Origin of the sequence: Enterobacter hormaechei ATCC 49162 (assembly GCF_001875655.1) — a bacterium.
In the GTDB taxonomy this organism is placed as follows: domain Bacteria; phylum Pseudomonadota; class Gammaproteobacteria; order Enterobacterales; family Enterobacteriaceae; genus Enterobacter; species Enterobacter hormaechei.
In genome coordinates, this window is sequence record NZ_MKEQ01000001.1 from 2,625,559 (window position 1) to 2,645,834 (window position 20,276).

Sequence of the window (20,276 nt, forward strand, 5' to 3'; positions counted from 1 at the left end):
GGCCCCTTACTTCTTGTGACGAATACGCGGGTTCACCACGCCGTACAGCAAATCGACCAGCAGGTTGACGAGGATAATCATCGTCGCGACCAGCAGTACACCACCCTGCACCACCGGATAGTCACGGCGTTGCAGCGCATCAATCAGCCAGCGTCCAAGCCCCGGCCAGGAGAAGATGGTTTCGGTCAGGATCGCCCCCGCCAGCAGCGTACCTACCTGCAAACCGATAACAGTCACCACCGGCAGCATGGCGTTACGCAGGGCATGAATGATGATGACGCGCATACGGGTCAGGCCTTTGGCCCGGGCAGTCCGAATATAATCTTCGCCCAGCACTTCCAGCATGGAAGAACGGGTCATACGCACGATCACCGCCAGAGGGATGGTGCCCAGCACCATTGCAGGCAGGATCATGTGCGCAACCGCATCAATGAAGTTACCCTCTTCGCCCCAGATCGCCGTATCAATCAGCATAAAGCCGGTTAACGGGTTGGTGTCGTCAAGGAAGACCATATCGCTGACGCGACCGGAAACCGGCGTCAGGTTCCACTGTACCGAGACCAGCATGATCAGCATCATGCCCCACCAGAAGATAGGCATGGAGTAGCCGGTCAGTGCCAGGCCAACGGCGGTGTGGTCGAAAATAGAGCCACGCTTAACGGCAGCCAGTACGCCAACGGGAATACCCACCGCAGTCGCGAAGATCATGGCGCAGATACCGAGTTCCAGTGTCGCTTTAAAACGCGGTACAAACTCGTCCCACACCGGAAGACGGCTTTTCAATGAAATCCCTAAATCGCCGTGTAACACGCCCCAGATATAGTGGAGGTACTGCTGCCACATCGGCTTATCAAGGCCGAGTTCAGCCAGCAGTTGCGCATGACGTTCAGGGGAGATACCACGCTCGCCCGCCATAATCATCACCGGGTCACCCGGGATCATATGGACGAAGGCAAAAGTGAGAAGGGTGATACCGATAAACGTCGGGATAACCAGTCCCAGACGTCGGAGGATGAACTGCAACATAACCCGGATTCTCTCTGATGACGCACGCCTTGTAGCGTGACGTCTGTATTGCTCACAAATCTTATTCCCTCCCCTTTCAGAGTGGGAATAAAGCACTGCTGCCGGGTGGCGCGACGCTTACCCGGCCTACATACCGTAGGCCAGTGCAAGCGCAGCGCCGCCTGGCGTTGCTTTTAATTATTCAACAGACACGTTTTCGAAGTGGTGTTTGCCCAGTGGATCAACCACGTAGCCCTTCACTTCTTTACGCACTGGCTCGTACACGGTGGAGTGAGCAACAATCAATGCCGGAGCCTGATCGTGCATAACAACCTGCGCTTGCTTGTACAGTTCGATACGTTTGTTGTGATCGTCGGTCGCACGCGCCGGCTGGATCAGGTCTTCAAACGGTTTGTAGCACCAGCGAGAGTAGTTGGAACCGTCTTTCGCTGCCGCACAGCTGAACAGGGTTGCGAAGAAGTTGTCCGGATCCCCGTTGTCGCCGGTCCAGCCCATCATGACAGCCTGGTGTTCACCTGCTTTGGCGCGCTTCAGGTACTCGCCCCACTCGTAGGTCACAATCTTGGCCTGTACGCCAATCTTCGCCCAGTCAGCCTGAACCATTTCCGCCATACGACGTGCGTTCGGGTTGTAAGGACGCTGTACCGGCATCGCCCACAGCTCAACGGTGAAGCCTTTATCCTGACCGGCTTCTTTCAGCAGCGCTTTCGCTTTCTCAGGATCGTAGGTGTAGTCCTTGATGTCGTCGTTATAGCCCCACATGGTTGGTGGGATCAGGTTCTTGGCCGCAACGCCTGCGCCCTGGTAAACGGCTTTGATGATCGCTTCTTTGTTCACCGCGTAGGTCAGCGCCTGACGCACTTTCACGTCATCGAACGGTTTCTTCTCAGTGTTGAAGGAGAGATAACCCACGTTCAGGCCCGCCTGCTCCAGCAGGTTGATATTTTTGTCCTGCTTCATGCGCGCGATGTCAGCCGGGTTTGGATACGGCATCACCTGACATTCGTTTTTCTGCAATTTTGCGTAACGCACGGAGGCGTCAGGCGTGATGGAGAAGACCAGGCGGTCGATCTGCGGCTTGGTGCCCCAGTAGCCCGGGAAGGCTTTATACAGAATACGTGAATCTTTCTGGTACTGAAGCAGCTGGAACGGGCCGGTACCGATTGGGTTCAGGTCCACTTTTTCCGGCGTACCGGCTTTCAGCATGTTGTCCGCGTACTCTTTCGAGAGAATAGAGGCAAAGTCCATCGCCAGGTCAGCCAGGAATGGCGCTTCCGGACGCGTCAGCACGAACTGAACGGTTTTATCGTCCACTTTTTTCACTTCAGCGATCAGGTCTGGCAGACCCATTCCTTCGAAGTATTCATAGCTGCCGCCAGACACTTTATGGTACGGGTTCTGGGCATTTTTCTGACGGTCGAAGGAGAACACGACGTCGTCGGCATTAAAGTCGCGCGTAGGTTTAAATTCTTTGCTGTCCTGCCACTTCACGCCCTGGCGCAGGTGGAAGGTATAGGTTTTACCGTCTTCGCTGACGTCCCACTTCTCAGCCAGGCCAGGAATCACTTCCGTGGTGCCGGTTTTAAATTCAACCAGACGGTTATAGATCGGTACAGAGCTTGCGTCGTAAGTCGTACCAGAGGTAAAGAGCTGTGGGTTAAAGCCTTCCGGAGAGCCTTCAGAACAGTAAACCAGGGTTTTTGCCTGTACGCTTGCTGCGACGGTCATGGCCACCAGGCTCAGACCAAGCTTCAGCATCCCTGACTTCTTCAAGGAAATACTCATTATTGTGCTCCAATGTGATGTTTTGCTTTGTTGTGTTACGCCGCCTGACCTTTATTTATTTTTTACCCGGTCCGGTCGGTGATGCCCGAAGGCGTTAAAAGGGATAGAGAATCCTTTCAGAAGAGCGTTTGAGTTGCAGCGCAGATCCTCCCTGAAATGCCCCTCGTGCCCTACAATCTGTCAACAGAATGTGAAAACGTCAATACAGGTGGCGGGGATTTACGTGGAGTGTGAGAAACCGCAAACAAAGATTAAAAAAACCCTGACCGTAAGTTTTCAGCAGAGAAATTTATGCTACTCGCCATGATGCAGCACAATTATCTTCATATTTCGCAACACTCAGTGATTAAGTTTTATTCAGAATGGGTAAACTTTCTTACAGAATGGTGATTATCTGAGCACTAAATACCGCGAACGTTAAAACGCACAGCGAAAAATGCTGAGGTTATCCATAAGCAACTGTCCGAGGACAATAAAGTTGTACACAAAGCACTAAAGTTGTAACCATTCTCAAAAAACGACGCTAATGTTGTATACTTACTGAATGTGTGGTTATAGGGTTGGAGACTATAAAATGCACATATAGGTACGTATCAATGTCGTTTTTAGGGTACGATCATGGCTAGGGGTAGGCGTCTCAAATCCTATTTGGATTATGAAAATGCGCTAGGTGACGGCATAGGAGTGGGCTATGGCCAAAGTTATCAGCCCTGGCTTAGAGCTCAGGACGTTAAATCCCGTGGAAACCGTTCGATAGTCTTTGGCCTTAAGACGTTTCGAAACCATCATCTCCTTTCTTCTGTCGAAAGTAACTTTTTCTATCTGGCTGAGTTTAATGACTCGGTGATTGATATCCGGGAACAATTCCCACTCTTTCCTCTCCGGCTTACCCAACAAATAGCAAATCATCTACATTTTCAACATCCTATGGTGAGGGGAGTAAGAGGAGTACCTGTCGAAGTTCTGAATGTTATGACAACCGATTTTTTACTGACCTTGAGAACTCCTGAAGGCGGACTTCGATACAAAGCTATAGCAGTAAAACATAACGAGAGCATACCTGAACGCGAAGCCCAAAAACTTGAAATAGAGAGGATGTTTTGGCAGTTGATTGATGTTGAGTTTCAAATTTATGTTGGCTCGGAACTCAATAACGTCGTCGGTAAAAACATTTGCTGGGCTACTTCTGTATTAAGAGATGGTTCTGAATTTTATGATAAATATCCTCTTGATAAAATCCTATGGAAGCTTAAACCAGATGTTTATCCCATAGTAGGACTACGTGCAATGATTTCATCAATCTTTGGGGTAGATGCACAAGAAGCGATGATGTTATTGCAGGCAATGATTGGATTAAAAATGATAAATGTTGATTTATCATATCCAATACTCGAAACCGGTCTGATAAAGATAATTTCCAATGACCACTATATAGGACTGAACGCAAATGGATATTATTAGGAATTCAGTCTGGCTCTCTCAAGGCACTGATTTGCTTGCAGAGGGACTTTACCGTGTTTTGGATTTTGACAGAAAGGTCGATTTGTTAATTTTGTTTAAAATAAAATCAGAAAGAACGGGTAAGCCAATCCCTTTCTCATTTTCAATGTTTAAATATTATATTGAATCAAATAGCATAACTTGTAAAGATTATATATATCCTTCATATATGTTAGTAGATGAGAAAGAATTAACAGATAAAGACAGAGGAAGGCGAGATGAAAATTACAATATCATTAAAGATCTTGTAGATGACAGAATGTTTCTGTTCGACTATGCATTACATAAAAAGTCGCACCTTTTAATGGATTACTCAAGAAATAAAAAAATATCACAATATACTATCAGAACGCTTCTGGCGTTGTATTGGCGACATGGGCAGGATATTTATGCATTGCTACCCGCATTCTCGAACTGTGGCGCCGCTGGGAAAAGTAGAATCAAACATGAAATTAAACTTGGGAATTCCAAAAAAAACAGAGCATTACCTAATGAACGATCACGTGTTTTCATTCTTAATGAAAGAGATATAAATAATATTAGAAAATCTCTCATTACGTATCATTATAAAGTTAACGGAGATACGATAAAGAAAACATTAGAGAGACATATTGATTTGTATTTTAGGGATGAAATTAAAACAGCAAACCTAGAAAATAGAGCTCCATATGTTCCTTCTTTAAAACAATTTTCATACTGGAATAAAAAACTCTTCACTAAAGATTTCTCGATAAATAAGAAGAACACGAAAAAAGAAATAGACCTCAAAATGCGGGCGCTTTTAGGTAGTGTGGCTAATACAACTGTTTTGCCGGGTGATGTTTTCGAAATAGACTCAACTGTCGCTGATGTACATCTTATTTCGAGTTTAAACAGACGAAAAGTCATTGGGCGTCCTACTATTTATACAGTGGTGGATCGTGCAACAAGAATGATTGTTGGCCTTCATGTTTCTTTATACCATGCTTCATGGCGAGCCGCCCGACAAGCGTTAGCAAATTGCTTTATGCCAAAAAAAGAATATTGTAGATTATTTGGAATCTCTATTACTGATGATGATTGGCCTTGTTCTCACATTCCATTAACATTGATGTGTGACAACGGGGAGATGATTGGTCTTAAACCTCAGGAAGAGATGACCCCCCTGACAAAACTTGAGTTTGCGCCAGTCGGTAGAGGCGACAGAAAAAGCATTGTTGAACGCTGTTTCGGCATTCTGAATGATGAGGTTATTCATAGGCTTATTGGAACAACACGAAGGGGAAAGATTGTTAAAGGAGAGCCAACACCGCAATCCAGGGCTTGTTTAACGATTCAGGAGGTCACGTCTTTACTGATTCGGGAGATACTTGCACATAATCAGAGAACGTATGAGGAACTGGCTTATATCAATCCCTTACTGATTGAAAATGATCTCGTAATATCACCAAAAAATAGTTGGATGATAAGCTTAAAGCACGGGAGATTCAGCGCAAGAGCCGTTGGGGCCGACGAAGTGATCGCACGATTGTTAATCCCTGTGAACGCTAACATTACCGCCGGTGGGATTCAGTACAATAATCTTTTTTATGAATGTGATCCTGAAATTGCATCAGGTGTCAGAGTATTTGGAAGAACCACTTGTGAAGCAAGAATAGATGACAATTGCGTAGATTATATATATGTAAGATTTGACAAAAATAGCATTTTCAAAAAACATTACCTACTTAAGAAAAGAGATGTATTTAAAGGGAAAGCTCATCTTGATACAGATGTAATGGCTGATTGGGTAGATACTCAAAAAGAAATTAATTTATTTACTCTGGATTCGCTCAGCAATATCAATAATAAAGATGAATTTAACAGGAAAGGTAACGAAAGATTAAATGAAATATACGAATCTCGCCGGGTACATGGTAAAGATATTAAAAAGAACAGGAAAAATGAACTTGATTCATTAGGGCGAACTCATGTTGCTAATGGAAGATCTGAACCCCTACTTCCTTCATCCAGTAATGTTCTGCTTTTGCCTGGCCGGGAGGAGAAACAAAGATGGTTAAAAGGTAAGAAGAAGACTGAGGACGCAGAATAATGAATCTTATACGGCGCGTTTCAGCGATATATAAAGAACAGGAGTTACCTGAGTATCGTGGCAATCCCTTAATTGAAGCACTTCCTGAAGCGCTTACGGAAGATGAAGTACTTCTGGAAATGAGTTATTTCCCCGAAATTGACGAAAAAATCCGCTGGACTGCCCCGGCGAATGTTAGAGAGCAGTATGTCGAACGTATAAAGAAATTCCGTTGCCCTCAAACCAATCTTATCCAGGCTTATAAGATGATCTTACGGGCACTTAGGGAAAGCTATGCAGCTCGTAATCCTTTAAAAAGCGGAACAATTCAATATCTTCATTACTATGGAAATGAGCGTCCTGATATTGAGCCAGAAAGTGGATATTTTAAATCCCAGGCTGAAACTATTACGATAGTTGGAATGAGTGGTTCTGGAAAAACTACCATGATTGAGCAAGTCATGGATCATTTCCCTCAGATTATAGAACACAGCAGCTATAAAGGAGTTTTTCCCGGCTTCAGTAAGCAAATTGTATGGGTAAAGATTAATTGTCCATACAATTCAAGTGTGAGAGACCTTTGTGAAGAGATTTTACAAAAATTAGATGATGCAATTGGTATTGAACGAACTACACCTGAGATTAGAAATGGTGCTCTGGCTCGCCAGATTGCACAAAGAATTAAATCATCATTTTTGGGTATCCTTGTTATTGATGAAATGCAGAGGCTTAAATTTTCAAGAACCGGGGGTGAGAGTAAGTTGATTGATTTTTTACATGAAATTGTAGATTCCATGGGGGTATCTATGGTTTTTTGTGGAAATCATCCTTTTGACGAGACGCTGACAAAGAAAATGAGAATTGCCAGGCGGGCAGAGTCTGGTGGTTACATGAAAATTAAGAATGTTAGATACGATTCACAAGACTGGCAATCGTTTATTCATTATTTATGGCCATTACAATGGACAAATGTTGAAACTCCATTAAATGATGAGTTAAACGAAAAATTATTCATTTTATCTAAAGGCAATATTGGATTGGCTCAGATGATTTATCGGGGGGCACAATTAAAGGTTATCGGTAGCGGCAATGAAATCATCACTGGCGCAGTCTTGTCGGCCTCTGTACCGGTACTCGTGAGTCATACGGAGGAATATAAGGATACTCCACTCCCGGGGGCCGCGACTGAAGATGAGGAAGCTAAATGGCTCTCTGCATCTAATGAGGGTGATGCTTCGGCTAAAATCATGGCAGAGAAGTCCCTAAAGTCTTTGATCCCTGGGGATATAGACAGGCCACAGCACAAGGAATTCGTAGGAAAAATAGACGAGGTTTTGCGCAATTTCGACGAGAAAATACTGTCTCTTGACCACGATCTTGTTATCAACAGAACAGCTGAAAAGAAAAATACCTACGATGCTCTTCAGCGTTGCGGGCTTATAAATATAGATCCACTTAATAAATTGTAATGAGGTAACAGTTCGTAACGGTCAAAGAGAGGTGTGGGAAATGAGAATGTTGCCTGTTTTGCCTGATGAATCCTTGTTCAGCCGGTTTTGTCGGACAACTACCGTGTACGGTATGTCCCCATCTTCTCTGTTAACGATCATTTTCAACAAACCTGATATGAACGTCCATCCAATTCTCAATTCAGGATTAAAGGCTATTTCTCTTCATACATCCGAAAGGGCAGATCAGCTCTGGCATGAACAGACTTTACTCCCTCTTTTTGCCTGGGCACTACCAATCAGTCGTAATGAAATTATGGATTTCAACACGACCCCTGCCAGGCTTAATCGATTGTGCCGCCTTAGTAATTTTTCACTAGGGCAGCGCACACTATTGAAGTTTTGCCCGGTTTGCGCTCGTGAAGATACTTTTCATTATGGTGTTACTTATTGGCATCTGGCGCATCAGCTTCATGGGGTTACAACCTGCCATCGGCATCCGGTAGCGCTTGAAAGCATCCATGTCCCTTCTTCACCGCACATACGTATTGGACTGATGCCTCCTGTTTCGTATACAGAACAACTTAGCAATGAGATAGACTTCGATTTTGCTAAGTTTTGTTATAAGTCCCTAAATATAATCAGAAGAAAAGATATTACACACCCCAATTACATGGATGTACTTAAAAAGTTGAATTTATTATCATTGGATGGAAATTTAAAGAAAAATGTATTCTACGCACATGTTTATGCTAAGTGCCAGTTATTTGGGGAGGGTTCATCGGGACTTATACCAACATCCCTAACTGATTATCATTACTGGGAGCCTATACTCAAAGACAAATGTTGTCAGCATCCCACAAAGCATCTTTTGCTTTGTTATTGTTTGTTAAATACTTGCTGGCCAACGTATGCAGGAAGTCGTACTAATAAAAAGAAAGAAATCTTTAAAAGTCATAAGAAATACAGTTTTCATATAGTTGAAAATAATACTAGTGTTAGCAACCTTGGGAAGGAATTTAGTCGCAGCAGATGTTACATTAAAACACTTATTTATAAAAAATACCTGAGGGCGTTTAAGCGAAACACAAAAATTAATATATTCACTGAATTGCTTATCAAGTCTATGGCTGTAAGGGGGTTTAGTCTGGCATCCATAGCTGAGAAAAACTCATTATCGGAAGGAGCTGTATCCTCTGTAATTTCATCTTGTTACGGTTTATGCTCATGGCGTAAAAAATGTAAAAAAGATTCTTTAAGACGGCGTCATAAGCAGAAAATATTAAGATTTATACATAATCAATCCGTTTCTATAACACGAAAGTTAGTCAAAGAAAGTTGTTATGCAAGTTTCTATTGGCTAAATAAACATGAATGTGACTGGCTTAATTCCTGTCTTCCTAAAACAATACGATGCTATAAAAATAAAAGAGTAGACTGGAGCGAGAGAGATATTATCTCATCATCATTAATAAATGATGTTTTATCTCAGGGGCAGTACTCGATGTCACTTACAAGTCTAGATGCTTTACTGGGAGGGCATGGCTGGCTTTTGAAATACAGAGATAAACTACCAATGACAATGATACTTCTCAGAAAAATGGAACTAATTAAATAAGAGGGAGTTATATGGTTTACGAAAATGAATTGTGGCACAGTTTTCTTCTGCGTTCACAGATAATGTATAACTTATCCAATTGCAGGAACATAATATCAAAGCATGGCGCACTAAGGTACGATGCCTTTCCTCGTTTCGAACTGATTGATATGTACAAATTGCATAGCTTGCAGGATATATATGACATTCTTGCCACTAGAAATGGTTATATACTAACTTCCAATATAGTGTCGTTATCTTCTGGTGTTTACGGGTATTTTAACGCTGTTGAAGATGCCTGTCGGAAAAATTTTCACATAACTAATTCATATCCATTGGTAAACATCTCAAACATTCGTTACTGTCACAAATGTATTGTTGAAGATATACACTCTAAAGGCATTGGTTATCTGCGTCATAGATGGTTGTTTGAATCTAAATGTGCAGTTCATAGTACCAGTTTATATGAGGTTTGTTTTGATAACTATTTGAATGCAGTGAAAGGACTTAGTGACTTAATTATAAGTGGAATAAATCCTCATGGTTATTGTTCCCTTGTGGTTGACGTTTCAAACCCTTTCAAAAATCCAGTGTATATATTACCATGTGCACGTAATAAAATTTTAAAATGGATTTCGGACAATAAAAATATGCTGATTTACTTTCTCTTTGATCTCTTCAAATGTAAGTCGCATTCAAGTTTATCTAAGGTTATCGAAGTCAAGATAATGCATGATAGATATATTTCTGCGGTGTTCAAGATGTTAAGTGAAGTTAATTTTTGTAATTTCAACTCATTTATTTCTGATATTTTTGAGGACGTAAGTTATGCCTCTATCGGACTTGATGATTATTCTGTTAATGTGCATTTTCTCAGGCTAAGGGCTGCAGATTGTAAATTTTGCCAGTTGAATGGTAAATATTTTTGCTCACTTTACAATGTAAAACTTCTTCGCTAATTTCACTTCATTTATAAAATACTAAGAAAGCTAGTTAGATAAGGTTTTATATTTTGACTGGGGCAGGAATAAATTATCACTCATAGAGTTTCCCTGGGGGTTACCACCTGTGTATGATGCCGGTTAGCAACAACGTCTAAAAGACCTGCGATCACGTGGGTCCCTCTCCAGCAAAGGGGCAAGGGGTGCTATATAACGGTGTACTGCTTACCCAATACGGCCTTGTATTTGAAAGATGCCGCATCTTGGCAGGATTCGTATTACAGCCTATAGTCTGTTAATGAGCATTACAGCCTATATGCTGTAAATCCCTGCGTTATGCTTGTTAACTCGTCGATACGGAAGGTCACTTATGAACACTCAATACGCTTTGAAGACTTTGAATCAGTTACGTCCTGTTTTAATCGGCTTTCGCAAAGCCAATGGACTGACGCAAAAAGATGTTTCTGAACGTTTGGGTATAACACAGCAAACTTATGCCCGACTAGAGGCCAACCCTGCAAGTGCGGGTTTTGAGCGTTTGTTTAGGGTGTTCAGCGTCCTTGGAGTGGAGATCGTACTTTCATCCAGGGAACCATTGTCAGATGCAAAGCCCGAATACGGAGCTATGCACAATTATTCTTCACTTCCAGCCAGGCGGGAGAAATGGTGACGCCTGGCGCTTCCCGGTCTAATTTTTCTTCAACAAGATTAACCCCTTAGCGGCCTGAAGTATCAGGTTGCGATAGAGCCTTTCATTTCTTCTGTTATGTTAAATACACCATTTTGAGCTATTTCGCTCGGCCTTAAATTATCTCTTCATTCTTCAGTGAAAATTTTATGTCGATCACATTATCGATGAATTTAGGAAATAATCCGTAAATGAAAATCTATCTTCTTTTAAATTCATCAGTGTCAGTAGCAAATATTACGCATAAAAGAATGGTTATTATTATCATTTAAATTATAAAGCTCATGAGTCAATTCCAAAAAATATAATAAGCATTGAAATCATTACCCGTGATTCTGGAGTTTTAACTTTGCCATGTAACCAACCACAAGTTAGTTTCCGGTGTTTTGAGGGGCAGTAAAGTTCTGAAAGCGCGACCAGATCATAATCCCGAAATGTCGTTAAGATATTCTGAATAACGGTTATCCCTGCTTGTTGGCAGGCATTTGAAAATATATTTTGTATTCAGGTTGCAGCAAAACGCTTTCTTACACACAGGACTTCATATGCGGCTCAGAAAATTAAAACTGAAAAACTTCAGAGGCTACAGAAACTCTACTGAAATCATTATTGATGAAAGCATGACGGGTATTGTCGGTCGTAATGACTTTGGGAAATCAACGCTTCTGGAAGCGCTGGCTATTTTTTTTGAAACAGAAGGAATGAAGGCTGACAAGAATGACATGAACTGTTTCAGCCTAAGAGAAGGGGACGGCCGTTTTGAAATAGCCTGTGAATTTGATGACCTGCCCGATTTTATCATGATCGACGACAGGGTGCAGACCACGCTCGCCTCAGAACATCTGCTGAATGAGGACGGCAATTTTGAAATCGTCAAAACGTTTAAAGCAACGACCTCAGGAAAACCGGAGCAGACCTGCATCCGCTGCATCCACCCGGATGAGGAGCCCCTGAGAAATTTACTGGGCATGAAAATTTCTGAGCTCAAGGCGGTGGGAAAAGAAGTTGAAAAAAATGTGGCGGATAAACGCACTGCATCGTTATGGCGTCAGGCCATCAGGGAAGCCGCAGCCCCCTATACCTGTTCGGAAATTATGCTGGATGTCGATAAAGAGTTCGGAACCGACACAAAATCATTATGGGGTAAGATCCTCGATTTGCTGCCCACGTATGCGATTTTCAAAGCCGACAGGGAAAGCAGCGACGGGGATTCCGAAGCTAAAAACCCCTTACAGCAGGCCGTAAAAGACGCTCAGGCTGCGCTGCAGGACAAAATTACAGCGCTGGAAAATGAGATTCAGGACAGCGTCCTGGATGTCGCACAGAGAACGCTGGATAAATTACGTGAAATGGCCCCCGAACTCGCCAGTGAACTGACTCCACGATTTAAGGAGAAACCCAAGTGGACCTTCAATTTCACCCTGGACGGGGAAAATGGCATCCCCATCAATAAGCGCGGCAGCGGGATAAGGAGGCTTATCCTGTTGAATTTTTTTCGGGCTGAGGCTGAAAAGAATGTCGCGGGGACGCCCAGAAATGTGATTTATGCCATAGAGGAGCCTGAAACGTCACAGCATCCGAACTATCAGATGATGCTGATGAAAGCGTTACTGGCACTGGCAGGCCAGCCGCACCGTCAGATTATCGTCACCACCCATGTCCCGGCGCTGGCCGGATTAATCCCTGTCGAAGGCGTACGTTATGTTACCCGAAATGAGGCGGGTGAACCCGTAGTAAAAATGCCGGATGACGCAGTGCTGAAGGAAGCCACTGAAAGCCTGGGGGTGCTGCCAGAGACCGGTATGGAAAGGGCGCAGGGGATTGTTCTGGTAGAGGGAAAGTCGGATGTTACTTTCCTGAGGCATGCGGCCAGTTCATTAAAACAGTCAGGTGCGCTGCCAGCCTCTCTGGAGGACGTGAAAATAGTGCCAGTCCTCATAGGAGGGTGTGGTAGCGTCAAACACTGGGTTACATTGAATCTGGCCAAAGATCTGGGGCTTCCCTGGTGCGTATTTCTGGACTCCGATATTGGGGGAGACCCTGCACAGGTTCTGTCCATCCAGAAGCGTAAAAAAGAAGTAGAGGAGGCCGGTAAGGTATTTTTCGCTACGCGCAAACGTGAGATAGAAAACTATCTGTGCCCGGATCTTATCGAGGAAATTACTGGTGTAGCCGTCACGTTTACGGACACCTGTGACGCTAAAAAAATAATCGGCCGGGCTGTGGGAATGAAACCCGATAATGTACTAGATAAATTCTGGCCTCAGATGACATCAGAAAGAATCATCTCAAGATCAACCTATCATGACGGAACGCAGGAGAGAAGCGAGCTGGTTGAGATCCTGAGCGACATTGTATCCATGACGAGATAATGTATTAAATAAGCATCTCAGGTGCATATATTCCGGTCCTCAACAAAGGACCGGAGTACAGAGTAGTAAAAACCCGAAATTAATCGGGTTTGAATTATATAAAGATTAACCGACTCCCGCGCCCAGGAACGATGTAAAATCACGCTTGTCGTGACATTTCTACAATGTTTACTTTTGACTATCAAGCCATTTATTCATCTGCTCAATTTCACCTTTTTGAGCTTTAATGATGTCCTGCGCGAGCTTTCTCATTTTCGGATCTTTTCCGTATTTGAGCTCGGTCTCAGCCATTGCTATTGCCCCTTCATGGTGCGCTACCATGCCTTTCGCAAAAGCCTTGTCGGGATCGGACTCATTTACGGCAGCCATCATTTTGTCATGCATGTCTTTCATGCCAGCCATATATTCCTGTGACGAAGCCGAGGTAGACATATCAGTCATTTTCATTTCTGAATGTTCTGCTGAAATCGCTGGCAGGGATAACATTAATACTGCAAATAAAGTGTTTCTGGCTTTCATAAAAAATATCCTTTTAGCGTTGATGCCCGTTAACTGTAGCAGAATCTGATAAAAATGCCCCCTGTAGGGGGCAAAGATGTTGCCATATATCCGGTTACGGAAAAATCTATCAAGGAAATAAGGACAGCACAGATACTTCCCTCGCCGTCAGCCTGCACTGAGCATGCGACGATGCGCTTCGGCCATGGCCTGATGTGGGCCAGACTGACCGTTATTCATAAATTCATGGGCAACTGCAGCTCTTTCATGCTCATTCATTGCCGCTAATGACTTCGACGGCCCGGTAGGGGAAACGGTCTGACTTCCCATCATCCTCTGATGACTTTCCACCATTTTCTGGTGCGCATCCGCCGACCCGTTCGTCATGGTTTCATGAGCAATAATGGCCTGTTCATGCTGGTCCATACCGGCCATACGAGGTGCAGTCCCCTGGATCCCGACAGGAGCCGCAGCAGACTGCATCTGGTGAGCAGGTGCCTGTGCATTGTTGACCCGCTCATGGATATTCACGGTTTCAGTGGCCCAGGCCGAAGAAATTAAGCCAAAGCCCAGCAAGGATGCTAATACGATATTTTTCATGATAACTCTCCATTTCTTAATTAGTGATGTCCGGGGGAGTACAACCGGTGTTTTCAGTTCCATAACTGAAACAGGTTCGGAAGTGTTTATTTCTCCGGGAGGGGACTGGATATTCATTTCCTGGCGTCCACTGACGCCGGATATTGATAAAGCAATCCAGCCTTCCTGATAAGTTGCACTAATTATATCGAATGGCTTCTGTTTGCTGCATGACAGGCTAATGACATCTTTGTCATTTAAATCTTTATTCCCAGCACTGGGTGTCCGGAATCATTTTCTCCAGTCTGGGCACGGATAAGATAAAACGCGTTGAGTGTACGTCCGATTCCACCTGCACTCTTCCGTGATGTGCTTCCACGATTGACTTCACAATCGCAAGGCCGATGCCGCTGCCTTCTCCTTTTCGTTGTCTGGACGGATCCACCCGATAAAAACGGTCAAACAACCTTGATAAATGCTCTTCAGGGATTGGTTTCCCCGGATTTTCAATCACAAGGTCAAAAAAGCTCTCCTGCTCTCTTATTGAGACGGTGATTGCCTGTCCCTCCGGGGTATAACGCAGGGCATTGGATAACAGATTATTGATCGCCCTTCTGAACATTTGTGGATCTCCCTCAACCAGGCAGGGCATCCCGTTAAATTTGAGCGTGATATTGCGTTCTTCGGCCCAGGCTTCGAAAAACTCGAAGACTTTCATGACTTCCGCTCTGAGGTCAAACATGACCCTGTCAGGTATCAGCTGATTATTATCTGCCTGTGCCAGGAACAGCATATCGCTGACCATTTTGGTCATCCGGTTATACTCTTCAAGACTGGAATAGAGGACATCCTCAAGTTCCCTCTGTGTTCGATCCTGACTCAGTGCGATTTCAGTCTGCGTCACCAGATTGGTGATGGGCGTTCTGATCTCATGCGCGATATCGGCAGAGAAATTGGCCTGGCGGGTAAAGACATCCTCAATCTTTCCAATCATATGATTGAACGAGATAACCAGTTGCTCCAGCTCAATGGGAACGCGTGTCGGTTCCAGTCGCGCATCAAGATTCTCGGAGGTGATGTTTTTAATGGCATTGCTGACATTACGAAGGGGCAGGTGCCCCTGACGGACAGCGATTCGAATGATCAGAACAATCAACAGGCTTATCACGACGGCAATCGCAATCAGGTTCTTTTTCAGCGCATCGAGGTAATGGAGATGGAAATTAATGGATAGGCCAGTCAGCATGACATAGTTCTGCTGTTTGCCCTGAAATATCGCCTGACCAGAGGAGGCGATAATCCTGTATGTTTCCATCTTCATTTCGGACCCGGTATCCATCGGTCCCGCAGGATCCTCCACCGTCCAGAGAAAGACATCCCGTGCGCGGCTGTGCTCGCTAAAATCTGCTGAATTCACTGCCGGGCGTAGTGCCGCCCCCTGAGCTGAGCTAAAGAGCACTTCCCCCCTGGGATTGAGGAGCAAAAGGGCAACGTTGCGGTAGCTGGCAATTGATTCCTTTATTTTGCTTATTTTTTTATCATCCGGATCCACCGGGGACTGCAGTATACGGTTCAGTGTGGTGCTGATTTGTTGAAGATCGCTGACATCCTGCTCGGCAAAATGATTTTCAACAGAATGCAGCATAAACCAGGTGAATGCGATAAAAGCCAGTATCGTGGACAGGCTGATAAAAAAGGTCAGCCGCAGAGCGAGTGAGAAAGGGCGTCTGGAAGGTTTGCTATGCATCCGGGACCTCCAGCATGTAGCCCACGCCCCGGACTGTCTGGATCAGCTTTGTCTCGTAATCGTTGTCTATTTTAGCGCGGAGTCGCTTTACTGCGACATCGATCGCATTAGTGTCGCTGTCAAAATTCATGTCCCAGACCTGAGAGGCAATCAGGGAGCGGGGAAGAACCTCTCCCTGATGGCGAATGAAGAATTCCAGCAGGCTGAACTCTTTACTGGTGAGCACAATGCGGTTTCCGGCGCGACTGACTTTTCTGGATACGAGATCAATCGAGAGGTCAGCCACCTTAAACTGGCTTTCCGTGATCATCGTGTTTCCCCGCCTCAGAAGGGTTCTCACCCGGGCGAGCAGTTCGGCAAACGCAAAGGGTTTAACCAGATAATCGTCCGCACCCAGTTCCAGTCCTTTGACCCTATGTTCGATCGTGCCGAGGGCTGTCAGCAGTAAGACCGGCATACCCTTTCCGGCAGTGCGCAGCATGCGGATGATATCCCAGCCGTTCACATCAGGTAGCATGATATCCAGAATGACTAAATCATACTCGGCTGTCATGGCGAGATGATATCCGGTAAGACCATTATCAGCGTGATCCACTACGAACCCTGCCTCTGTAAGCCCTTTGCTGAGATATTCACCTGTTTTAATTTCGTCTTCGACGATCAATATTTTCATCTTGCTCCCCGGCTGGCTGCTAATGTCATTCTATTGCGCCCACGATCGTTATCAACGGATTACAGCAAAAATGACAACATTGTCATTATCCTGTCACCCGGCAAACAGAGAGCGTTAGGTAAAGTACCCCTATCAATACTCTGGACTTCATTTGAACCATTTACCAGGTCTGCCTGGACGAGAAGCGTTATGTTCAAATTAAAATTACTCAGCATTAGCACGATATTCATCCTGGCAGGCTGCGTGTCGCTTGCGCCTGAATATCAGCGGCCCGCAGCACCGGTACCCCAGCAGTTTTCACTGTCCCATAACAGCCTGACGCCAGCGGTAAATGGCTATCAGGATACGGGCTGGCGTAACTTTTTTGTCGATCCCCAGGTTACCCGGTTGATCGGTGAAGCTCTGACTAATAACCGTGATTTGAGAATGGCTGCCCTGAAGGTTGAAGAGGCCCGAGCCCAGTTCAACGTCACGGATGCAGATCGTTATCCCCAGCTGAATGCCTCATCCGGGATAACATACAGCGGTGGTCTGAAAGGTGACAAGCCGACCACACAGGAGTACGACGCGAGACTGGAGCTCAGCTATGAGCTCGATTTTTTCGGCAAACTTAAGAACATGAGTGATGCTGATCGCCAGAACTACTTTGCCAGCGAAGAAGCCCGTCGGGCCGTACACATCCTGCTGGTATCCAACGTTTCACAAAGCTATTTCAGCCAGCAACTGGCGTACGAACAACTTCGTATTGCGCGGGAAACGCTGAAAAATTATCAACAGTCCTATGCTTTCGTTGAGCAGCAGCTCGTGACCGGGAGTACGAACGTTCTGGCACTTGAACAGGCGCGAGGACAAATCGAAAGTACCCGCGCCGAAATAGCCAAACGAGAAGGCGATCTGGCTCAGGCAAACAATGCCCTGCAACTGGTGCTGGGAACGTACCGCGCACTTCCGTCAGAAAAAGGGATGAAAGGCGGGGAGATAGCCCCAGTAAAATTGCCACCAAATCTGTCTTCACAAATTTTGCTGCAGCGACCGGATATTATGGAAGCGGAATATCAGCTGAAAGCGGCTGATGCCAATATTGGCGCAGCGCGAGCGGCCTTTTTCCCCTCAATTACCCTGACCAGTGGTCTTTCCGCAAGCAGTACGGAGCTGTCCAGCCTGTTTACGTCAGGAAGTGGAATGTGGAATTTTATCCCTAAAATTGAAATTCCTATATTTAATGCTGGCAGGAATAAAGCCAATCTGAAGCTGGCTGAAATTCGCCAGCAACAGTCGGTGGTTAATTACGAACAAAAAATTCAGTCAGCCTTTAAGGATGTTTCCGACACGCTTGCGCTGCGCGACAGCCTTAGCCAGCAACTTGAGTCACAGCAGCGTTATCTTGATTCACTTCAGATAACTCTCCAGCGTGCCAGAGGATTGTATGCAAGTGGTGCTGTCAGTTACATCGAAGTGCTGGATGCAGAACGTTCCCTCTTCGCTACCCAGCAAACCATTCTCGATCTTACCTATTCCCGGCAGGTTAACGAAATTAATCTGTTTACCGCGCTGGGTGGCGGTTGGGTAGAGTAAATTTATTTAATTAATCAGGAAATTAAAATGCGTAATTCACTTAAAGCCGTTTTATTTGGTGCCTTCTCTGTCATGTTTTCTGCCGGTCTTCATGCTGAAACACATCAGCATGGCGATATGAATACTGCCAGTGATGCTTCGGTACAGCAAGTTATCAAGGGCACCGGTGTCGTTAAAGACATTGATATGAATACTAAGAAAATCACCATTTCGCATGAAGCAATTCCAGCGGTGGGCTGGCCTGCAATGACCATGCGCTTTACTTTTGTTAATGCAGACGATGCTATTAATGCCCTGAAAACAGGCAACCATGTCGATTTCTCGTTTATTCAGCAGGGCAATATCTCCTTACTCAAAAGCATTAACGTGACGCAGTCCTGATTGGCTGTCCGGAGCGATTACATCCTGTGCGCCTGTACATTCACATAGGTATATGTGTGAGTTAACCGTCAGGCGCATATGCCAGGTGTTTTGATTTTTTAGCGGAAAATTGTATGGCTTCTTTAAAGATAAAATATGCTGCAATAATTATCAGCAGCCTCATAGCAGGGGGGCTGATATCGGTTACTGCCTGGCAGTATGTAAACTCAGCACAAAAGACAGAAAAAACAGAACAAAAGGCACCGGAACGAAAGGTGCTTTTCTGGTATGACCCAATGAAACCGGATACCAAATTTGATAAACCCGGAAAATCGCCCTTTATGGATATGGACCTGGTGCCAAAATATGCTGATGACAGTGGCGATAAAAGCAGTGGCGGGATCCGTATCGACCCAACCCAGGTTCAGAATCTGGGATTAAAAACGCAAAAAGTCACGCGAGGAATGCTGAATTATTCTCAGACAATCCCGGCTAATGTCAGCTATAACGAGTATCAGTTTGTTATTGTGCAGGCGCGTTCTGACGGGTTTGTCGAAAAAGTCTACCCCATGACGATTGGCGATCATGTGAAGAAGGGGACGCCACTTATCGATATTACCATTCCGGACTGGGTGGAAGCACAGAGTGAATTCCTTCTGTTATCCAGCACCGGTGGTACTTCCACGCAAATTAAAGGCGTTCTGGAACGGCTTCGCCTGGCAGGTATGCCGGAAGAGGATATTCAGAGACTGCGTTCTACCCGGAGCATTCAGACCCGTTTTACCATTAAAGCACCTATTGATGGTGTCATTACTGCATTTGACCTGCGCACCGGCATGAATATTTCGAAAGATAAGGTGGTGGCTCAGATTCAGGGAATGGACCCGGTCTGGATCAGCGCTGCAGTGCCAGAATCTATCGCCTATCTGCTGAAAGATACGTCGCAGTTTGAAATTTCGGTACCGGCTTATCCGGATAAAACATTCCATGTCGAAAAATGGAATATTCTTCCCAGCGTGGATCAGACAACCCGTACGCTTCAGGTCCGTCTCCAGGTTTCTAATAAGGATGAGTTTCTCAAGCCGGGCATGAATGCCTATCTGAAACTGAATACCAGAAGCCAGGAGATGCTGCTGATACCAAGCCAGGCCGTTATCGATACCGGCAAAGAACAGCGCGTGATTACTGTTGATGATGAAGGCAAGTTTGTGCCGAAACAGATCCACGTTCTGCATGAGTCACAGCAACAGTCCGGCATCGGCTCCGGCCTGAATGAAGGCGATACCGTGGTGGTCAGTGGCCTGTTCCTCATTGACTCTGAAGCCAATATTACGGGCGCACTGGAACGTATGCGCCACCCTGAAAAAACAGAAAGCAGTATGCCAGCAATGTCTGACCAGCCTGTAAATATGCATTCAGGGCACTGAGGAGACGACG

At 45.0% G+C, this 20,276-nt stretch carries 16 protein-coding genes; 10 read left to right on the top strand and 6 right to left on the bottom strand.

Annotation, left to right across the window (positions count from 1 at the left end; all coding sequences use genetic code 11):
* Nucleotides 1-6: 6 nt before the first annotated feature.
* Both dppB and dppA read right to left on the bottom strand, forming a co-directional pair.
* Entirely contained in the window at nt 7-1,026 is a 1,020-nt protein-coding gene (dppB, locus tag BH712_RS13120; RefSeq protein WP_006810536.1) for a dipeptide ABC transporter permease DppB, read from the bottom strand.
* A 177-nt stretch (nt 1,027-1,203) separates the two neighbouring features.
* Nucleotides 1,204-2,811, bottom strand: coding sequence for a dipeptide ABC transporter periplasmic-binding protein DppA (gene dppA, locus BH712_RS13125; RefSeq protein WP_006177809.1), 1,608 nt, complete (start codon nt 2,809-2,811; stop codon nt 1,204-1,206).
* 618 nt (nt 2,812-3,429) lie between these two features.
* Here dppA and BH712_RS13130 point away from each other — a divergent pair.
* From BH712_RS13130 to BH712_RS13165, 7 genes are all read left to right on the top strand, one after another.
* Nucleotides 3,430-4,272, top strand: coding sequence for a TnsA endonuclease N-terminal domain-containing protein (locus BH712_RS13130; RefSeq protein WP_000090707.1), 843 nt, complete (start codon nt 3,430-3,432; stop codon nt 4,270-4,272).
* Nucleotides 4,259-6,382 carry a transposase gene (locus tag BH712_RS13135; protein ID WP_000351437.1) on the top strand — a complete coding sequence of 708 codons (2,124 nt, stop codon included), beginning with the start codon at nt 4,259-4,261 and terminating at the stop codon, nt 6,380-6,382. Before BH712_RS13130 ends, BH712_RS13135 begins: the two co-directional genes overlap by 14 nt.
* On the top strand, nt 6,382-7,830 hold the full coding sequence (locus tag BH712_RS13140) for an ATP-binding protein (protein ID WP_001049180.1): 1,449 nt from the start codon (nt 6,382-6,384) through the stop codon (nt 7,828-7,830). Before BH712_RS13135 ends, BH712_RS13140 begins: the two co-directional genes overlap by 1 nt.
* A 40-nt stretch (nt 7,831-7,870) precedes the next feature.
* The gene (locus tag BH712_RS13145) at nt 7,871-9,427 is read left to right on the top strand and encodes a TnsD family Tn7-like transposition protein (RefSeq protein ID WP_006810538.1); all 1,557 of its coding nucleotides are present in this window, start codon (nt 7,871-7,873) and stop codon (nt 9,425-9,427) included.
* Nucleotides 9,428-9,438: 11 nt separating this feature from the next.
* The gene (locus BH712_RS13150) at nt 9,439-10,365 is read left to right on the top strand and encodes a hypothetical protein (protein WP_000262423.1); all 927 of its coding nucleotides are present in this window, start codon (nt 9,439-9,441) and stop codon (nt 10,363-10,365) included.
* Between the two features lie 352 nt (nt 10,366-10,717).
* On the top strand, nt 10,718-11,017 hold the full coding sequence (locus BH712_RS13155; protein WP_001097216.1) for a helix-turn-helix domain-containing protein: 300 nt from the start codon (nt 10,718-10,720) through the stop codon (nt 11,015-11,017).
* Nucleotides 11,018-11,580: 563 nt separating this feature from the next.
* Nucleotides 11,581-13,407 carry an AAA family ATPase gene (locus tag BH712_RS13165; RefSeq protein ID WP_001239419.1) on the top strand — a complete coding sequence of 609 codons (1,827 nt, stop codon included), beginning with the start codon at nt 11,581-11,583 and terminating at the stop codon, nt 13,405-13,407.
* A 168-nt stretch (nt 13,408-13,575) separates the two neighbouring features.
* Here the strand turns inward: BH712_RS13165 and copM are convergent, their stop codons facing one another.
* From copM to silR, 4 genes are all read right to left on the bottom strand, one after another.
* Nucleotides 13,576-13,926: a CopM family metallochaperone gene (copM, locus tag BH712_RS13170; protein WP_000647571.1), complete on the bottom strand. Its 351-nt coding sequence runs from the start codon at nt 13,924-13,926 to the stop codon at nt 13,576-13,578.
* A 147-nt stretch (nt 13,927-14,073) separates the two neighbouring features.
* Nucleotides 14,074-14,505, bottom strand: coding sequence for a silver-binding protein SilE (silE, locus tag BH712_RS13175; RefSeq protein ID WP_000790485.1), 432 nt, complete (start codon nt 14,503-14,505; stop codon nt 14,074-14,076).
* A gap of 244 nt (nt 14,506-14,749) precedes the next feature.
* Nucleotides 14,750-16,231, bottom strand: coding sequence for a copper/silver sensor histidine kinase SilS (silS, locus tag BH712_RS13180; protein ID WP_000555736.1), 1,482 nt, complete (start codon nt 16,229-16,231; stop codon nt 14,750-14,752).
* Entirely contained in the window at nt 16,224-16,904 is a 681-nt protein-coding gene (gene silR, locus BH712_RS13185) for a copper/silver response regulator transcription factor SilR (RefSeq protein WP_000697968.1), read from the bottom strand. The genes silS and silR overlap by 8 nt, the downstream gene beginning before the upstream one ends.
* 189 nt (nt 16,905-17,093) lie before the next feature.
* On the opposite strand from silR, the gene silC reads away from it, so the two are divergent.
* From silC to silB, 3 genes are all read left to right on the top strand, one after another.
* Nucleotides 17,094-18,479 (top strand): Cu(+)/Ag(+) efflux RND transporter outer membrane channel SilC, encoded by a 1,386-nt coding sequence (silC, locus tag BH712_RS13195; protein ID WP_000475506.1) that lies wholly within the window; start codon nt 17,094-17,096, stop codon nt 18,477-18,479.
* 27 nt (nt 18,480-18,506) lie between these two features.
* Nucleotides 18,507-18,860, top strand: coding sequence for a cation efflux system protein CusF (gene cusF / locus BH712_RS13200; protein WP_001246155.1), 354 nt, complete (start codon nt 18,507-18,509; stop codon nt 18,858-18,860).
* A gap of 113 nt (nt 18,861-18,973) precedes the next feature.
* Nucleotides 18,974-20,266, top strand: coding sequence for a Cu(+)/Ag(+) efflux RND transporter periplasmic adaptor subunit SilB (gene silB / locus BH712_RS13205; protein ID WP_000157620.1), 1,293 nt, complete (start codon nt 18,974-18,976; stop codon nt 20,264-20,266).
* Nucleotides 20,267-20,276 lie beyond the last annotated feature (10 nt).

Coding starts and splice junctions, on each gene's coding strand:
- dppB (WP_006810536.1), bottom strand. CDS start 1,026: ATGTTGCAGTTCATCCTCCGACGTCTGGGACTGGTTATCCCGACGTTT.
- dppA (WP_006177809.1), bottom strand. CDS start 2,811: ATGAGTATTTCCTTGAAGAAGTCAGGGATGCTGAAGCTTGGTCTGAGC.
- BH712_RS13130 (WP_000090707.1), top strand. CDS start 3,430: ATGGCTAGGGGTAGGCGTCTCAAATCCTATTTGGATTATGAAAATGCG.
- BH712_RS13135 (WP_000351437.1), top strand. CDS start 4,259: ATGGATATTATTAGGAATTCAGTCTGGCTCTCTCAAGGCACTGATTTG.
- BH712_RS13140 (WP_001049180.1), top strand. CDS start 6,382: ATGAATCTTATACGGCGCGTTTCAGCGATATATAAAGAACAGGAGTTA.
- BH712_RS13145 (WP_006810538.1), top strand. CDS start 7,871: ATGAGAATGTTGCCTGTTTTGCCTGATGAATCCTTGTTCAGCCGGTTT.
- BH712_RS13150 (WP_000262423.1), top strand. CDS start 9,439: ATGGTTTACGAAAATGAATTGTGGCACAGTTTTCTTCTGCGTTCACAG.
- BH712_RS13155 (WP_001097216.1), top strand. CDS start 10,718: ATGAACACTCAATACGCTTTGAAGACTTTGAATCAGTTACGTCCTGTT.
- BH712_RS13165 (WP_001239419.1), top strand. CDS start 11,581: ATGCGGCTCAGAAAATTAAAACTGAAAAACTTCAGAGGCTACAGAAAC.
- copM (WP_000647571.1), bottom strand. CDS start 13,926: ATGAAAGCCAGAAACACTTTATTTGCAGTATTAATGTTATCCCTGCCA.
- silE (WP_000790485.1), bottom strand. CDS start 14,505: ATGAAAAATATCGTATTAGCATCCTTGCTGGGCTTTGGCTTAATTTCT.
- silS (WP_000555736.1), bottom strand. CDS start 16,231: ATGCATAGCAAACCTTCCAGACGCCCTTTCTCACTCGCTCTGCGGCTG.
- silR (WP_000697968.1), bottom strand. CDS start 16,904: ATGAAAATATTGATCGTCGAAGACGAAATTAAAACAGGTGAATATCTC.
- silC (WP_000475506.1), top strand. CDS start 17,094: ATGTTCAAATTAAAATTACTCAGCATTAGCACGATATTCATCCTGGCA.
- cusF (WP_001246155.1), top strand. CDS start 18,507: ATGCGTAATTCACTTAAAGCCGTTTTATTTGGTGCCTTCTCTGTCATG.
- silB (WP_000157620.1), top strand. CDS start 18,974: ATGGCTTCTTTAAAGATAAAATATGCTGCAATAATTATCAGCAGCCTC.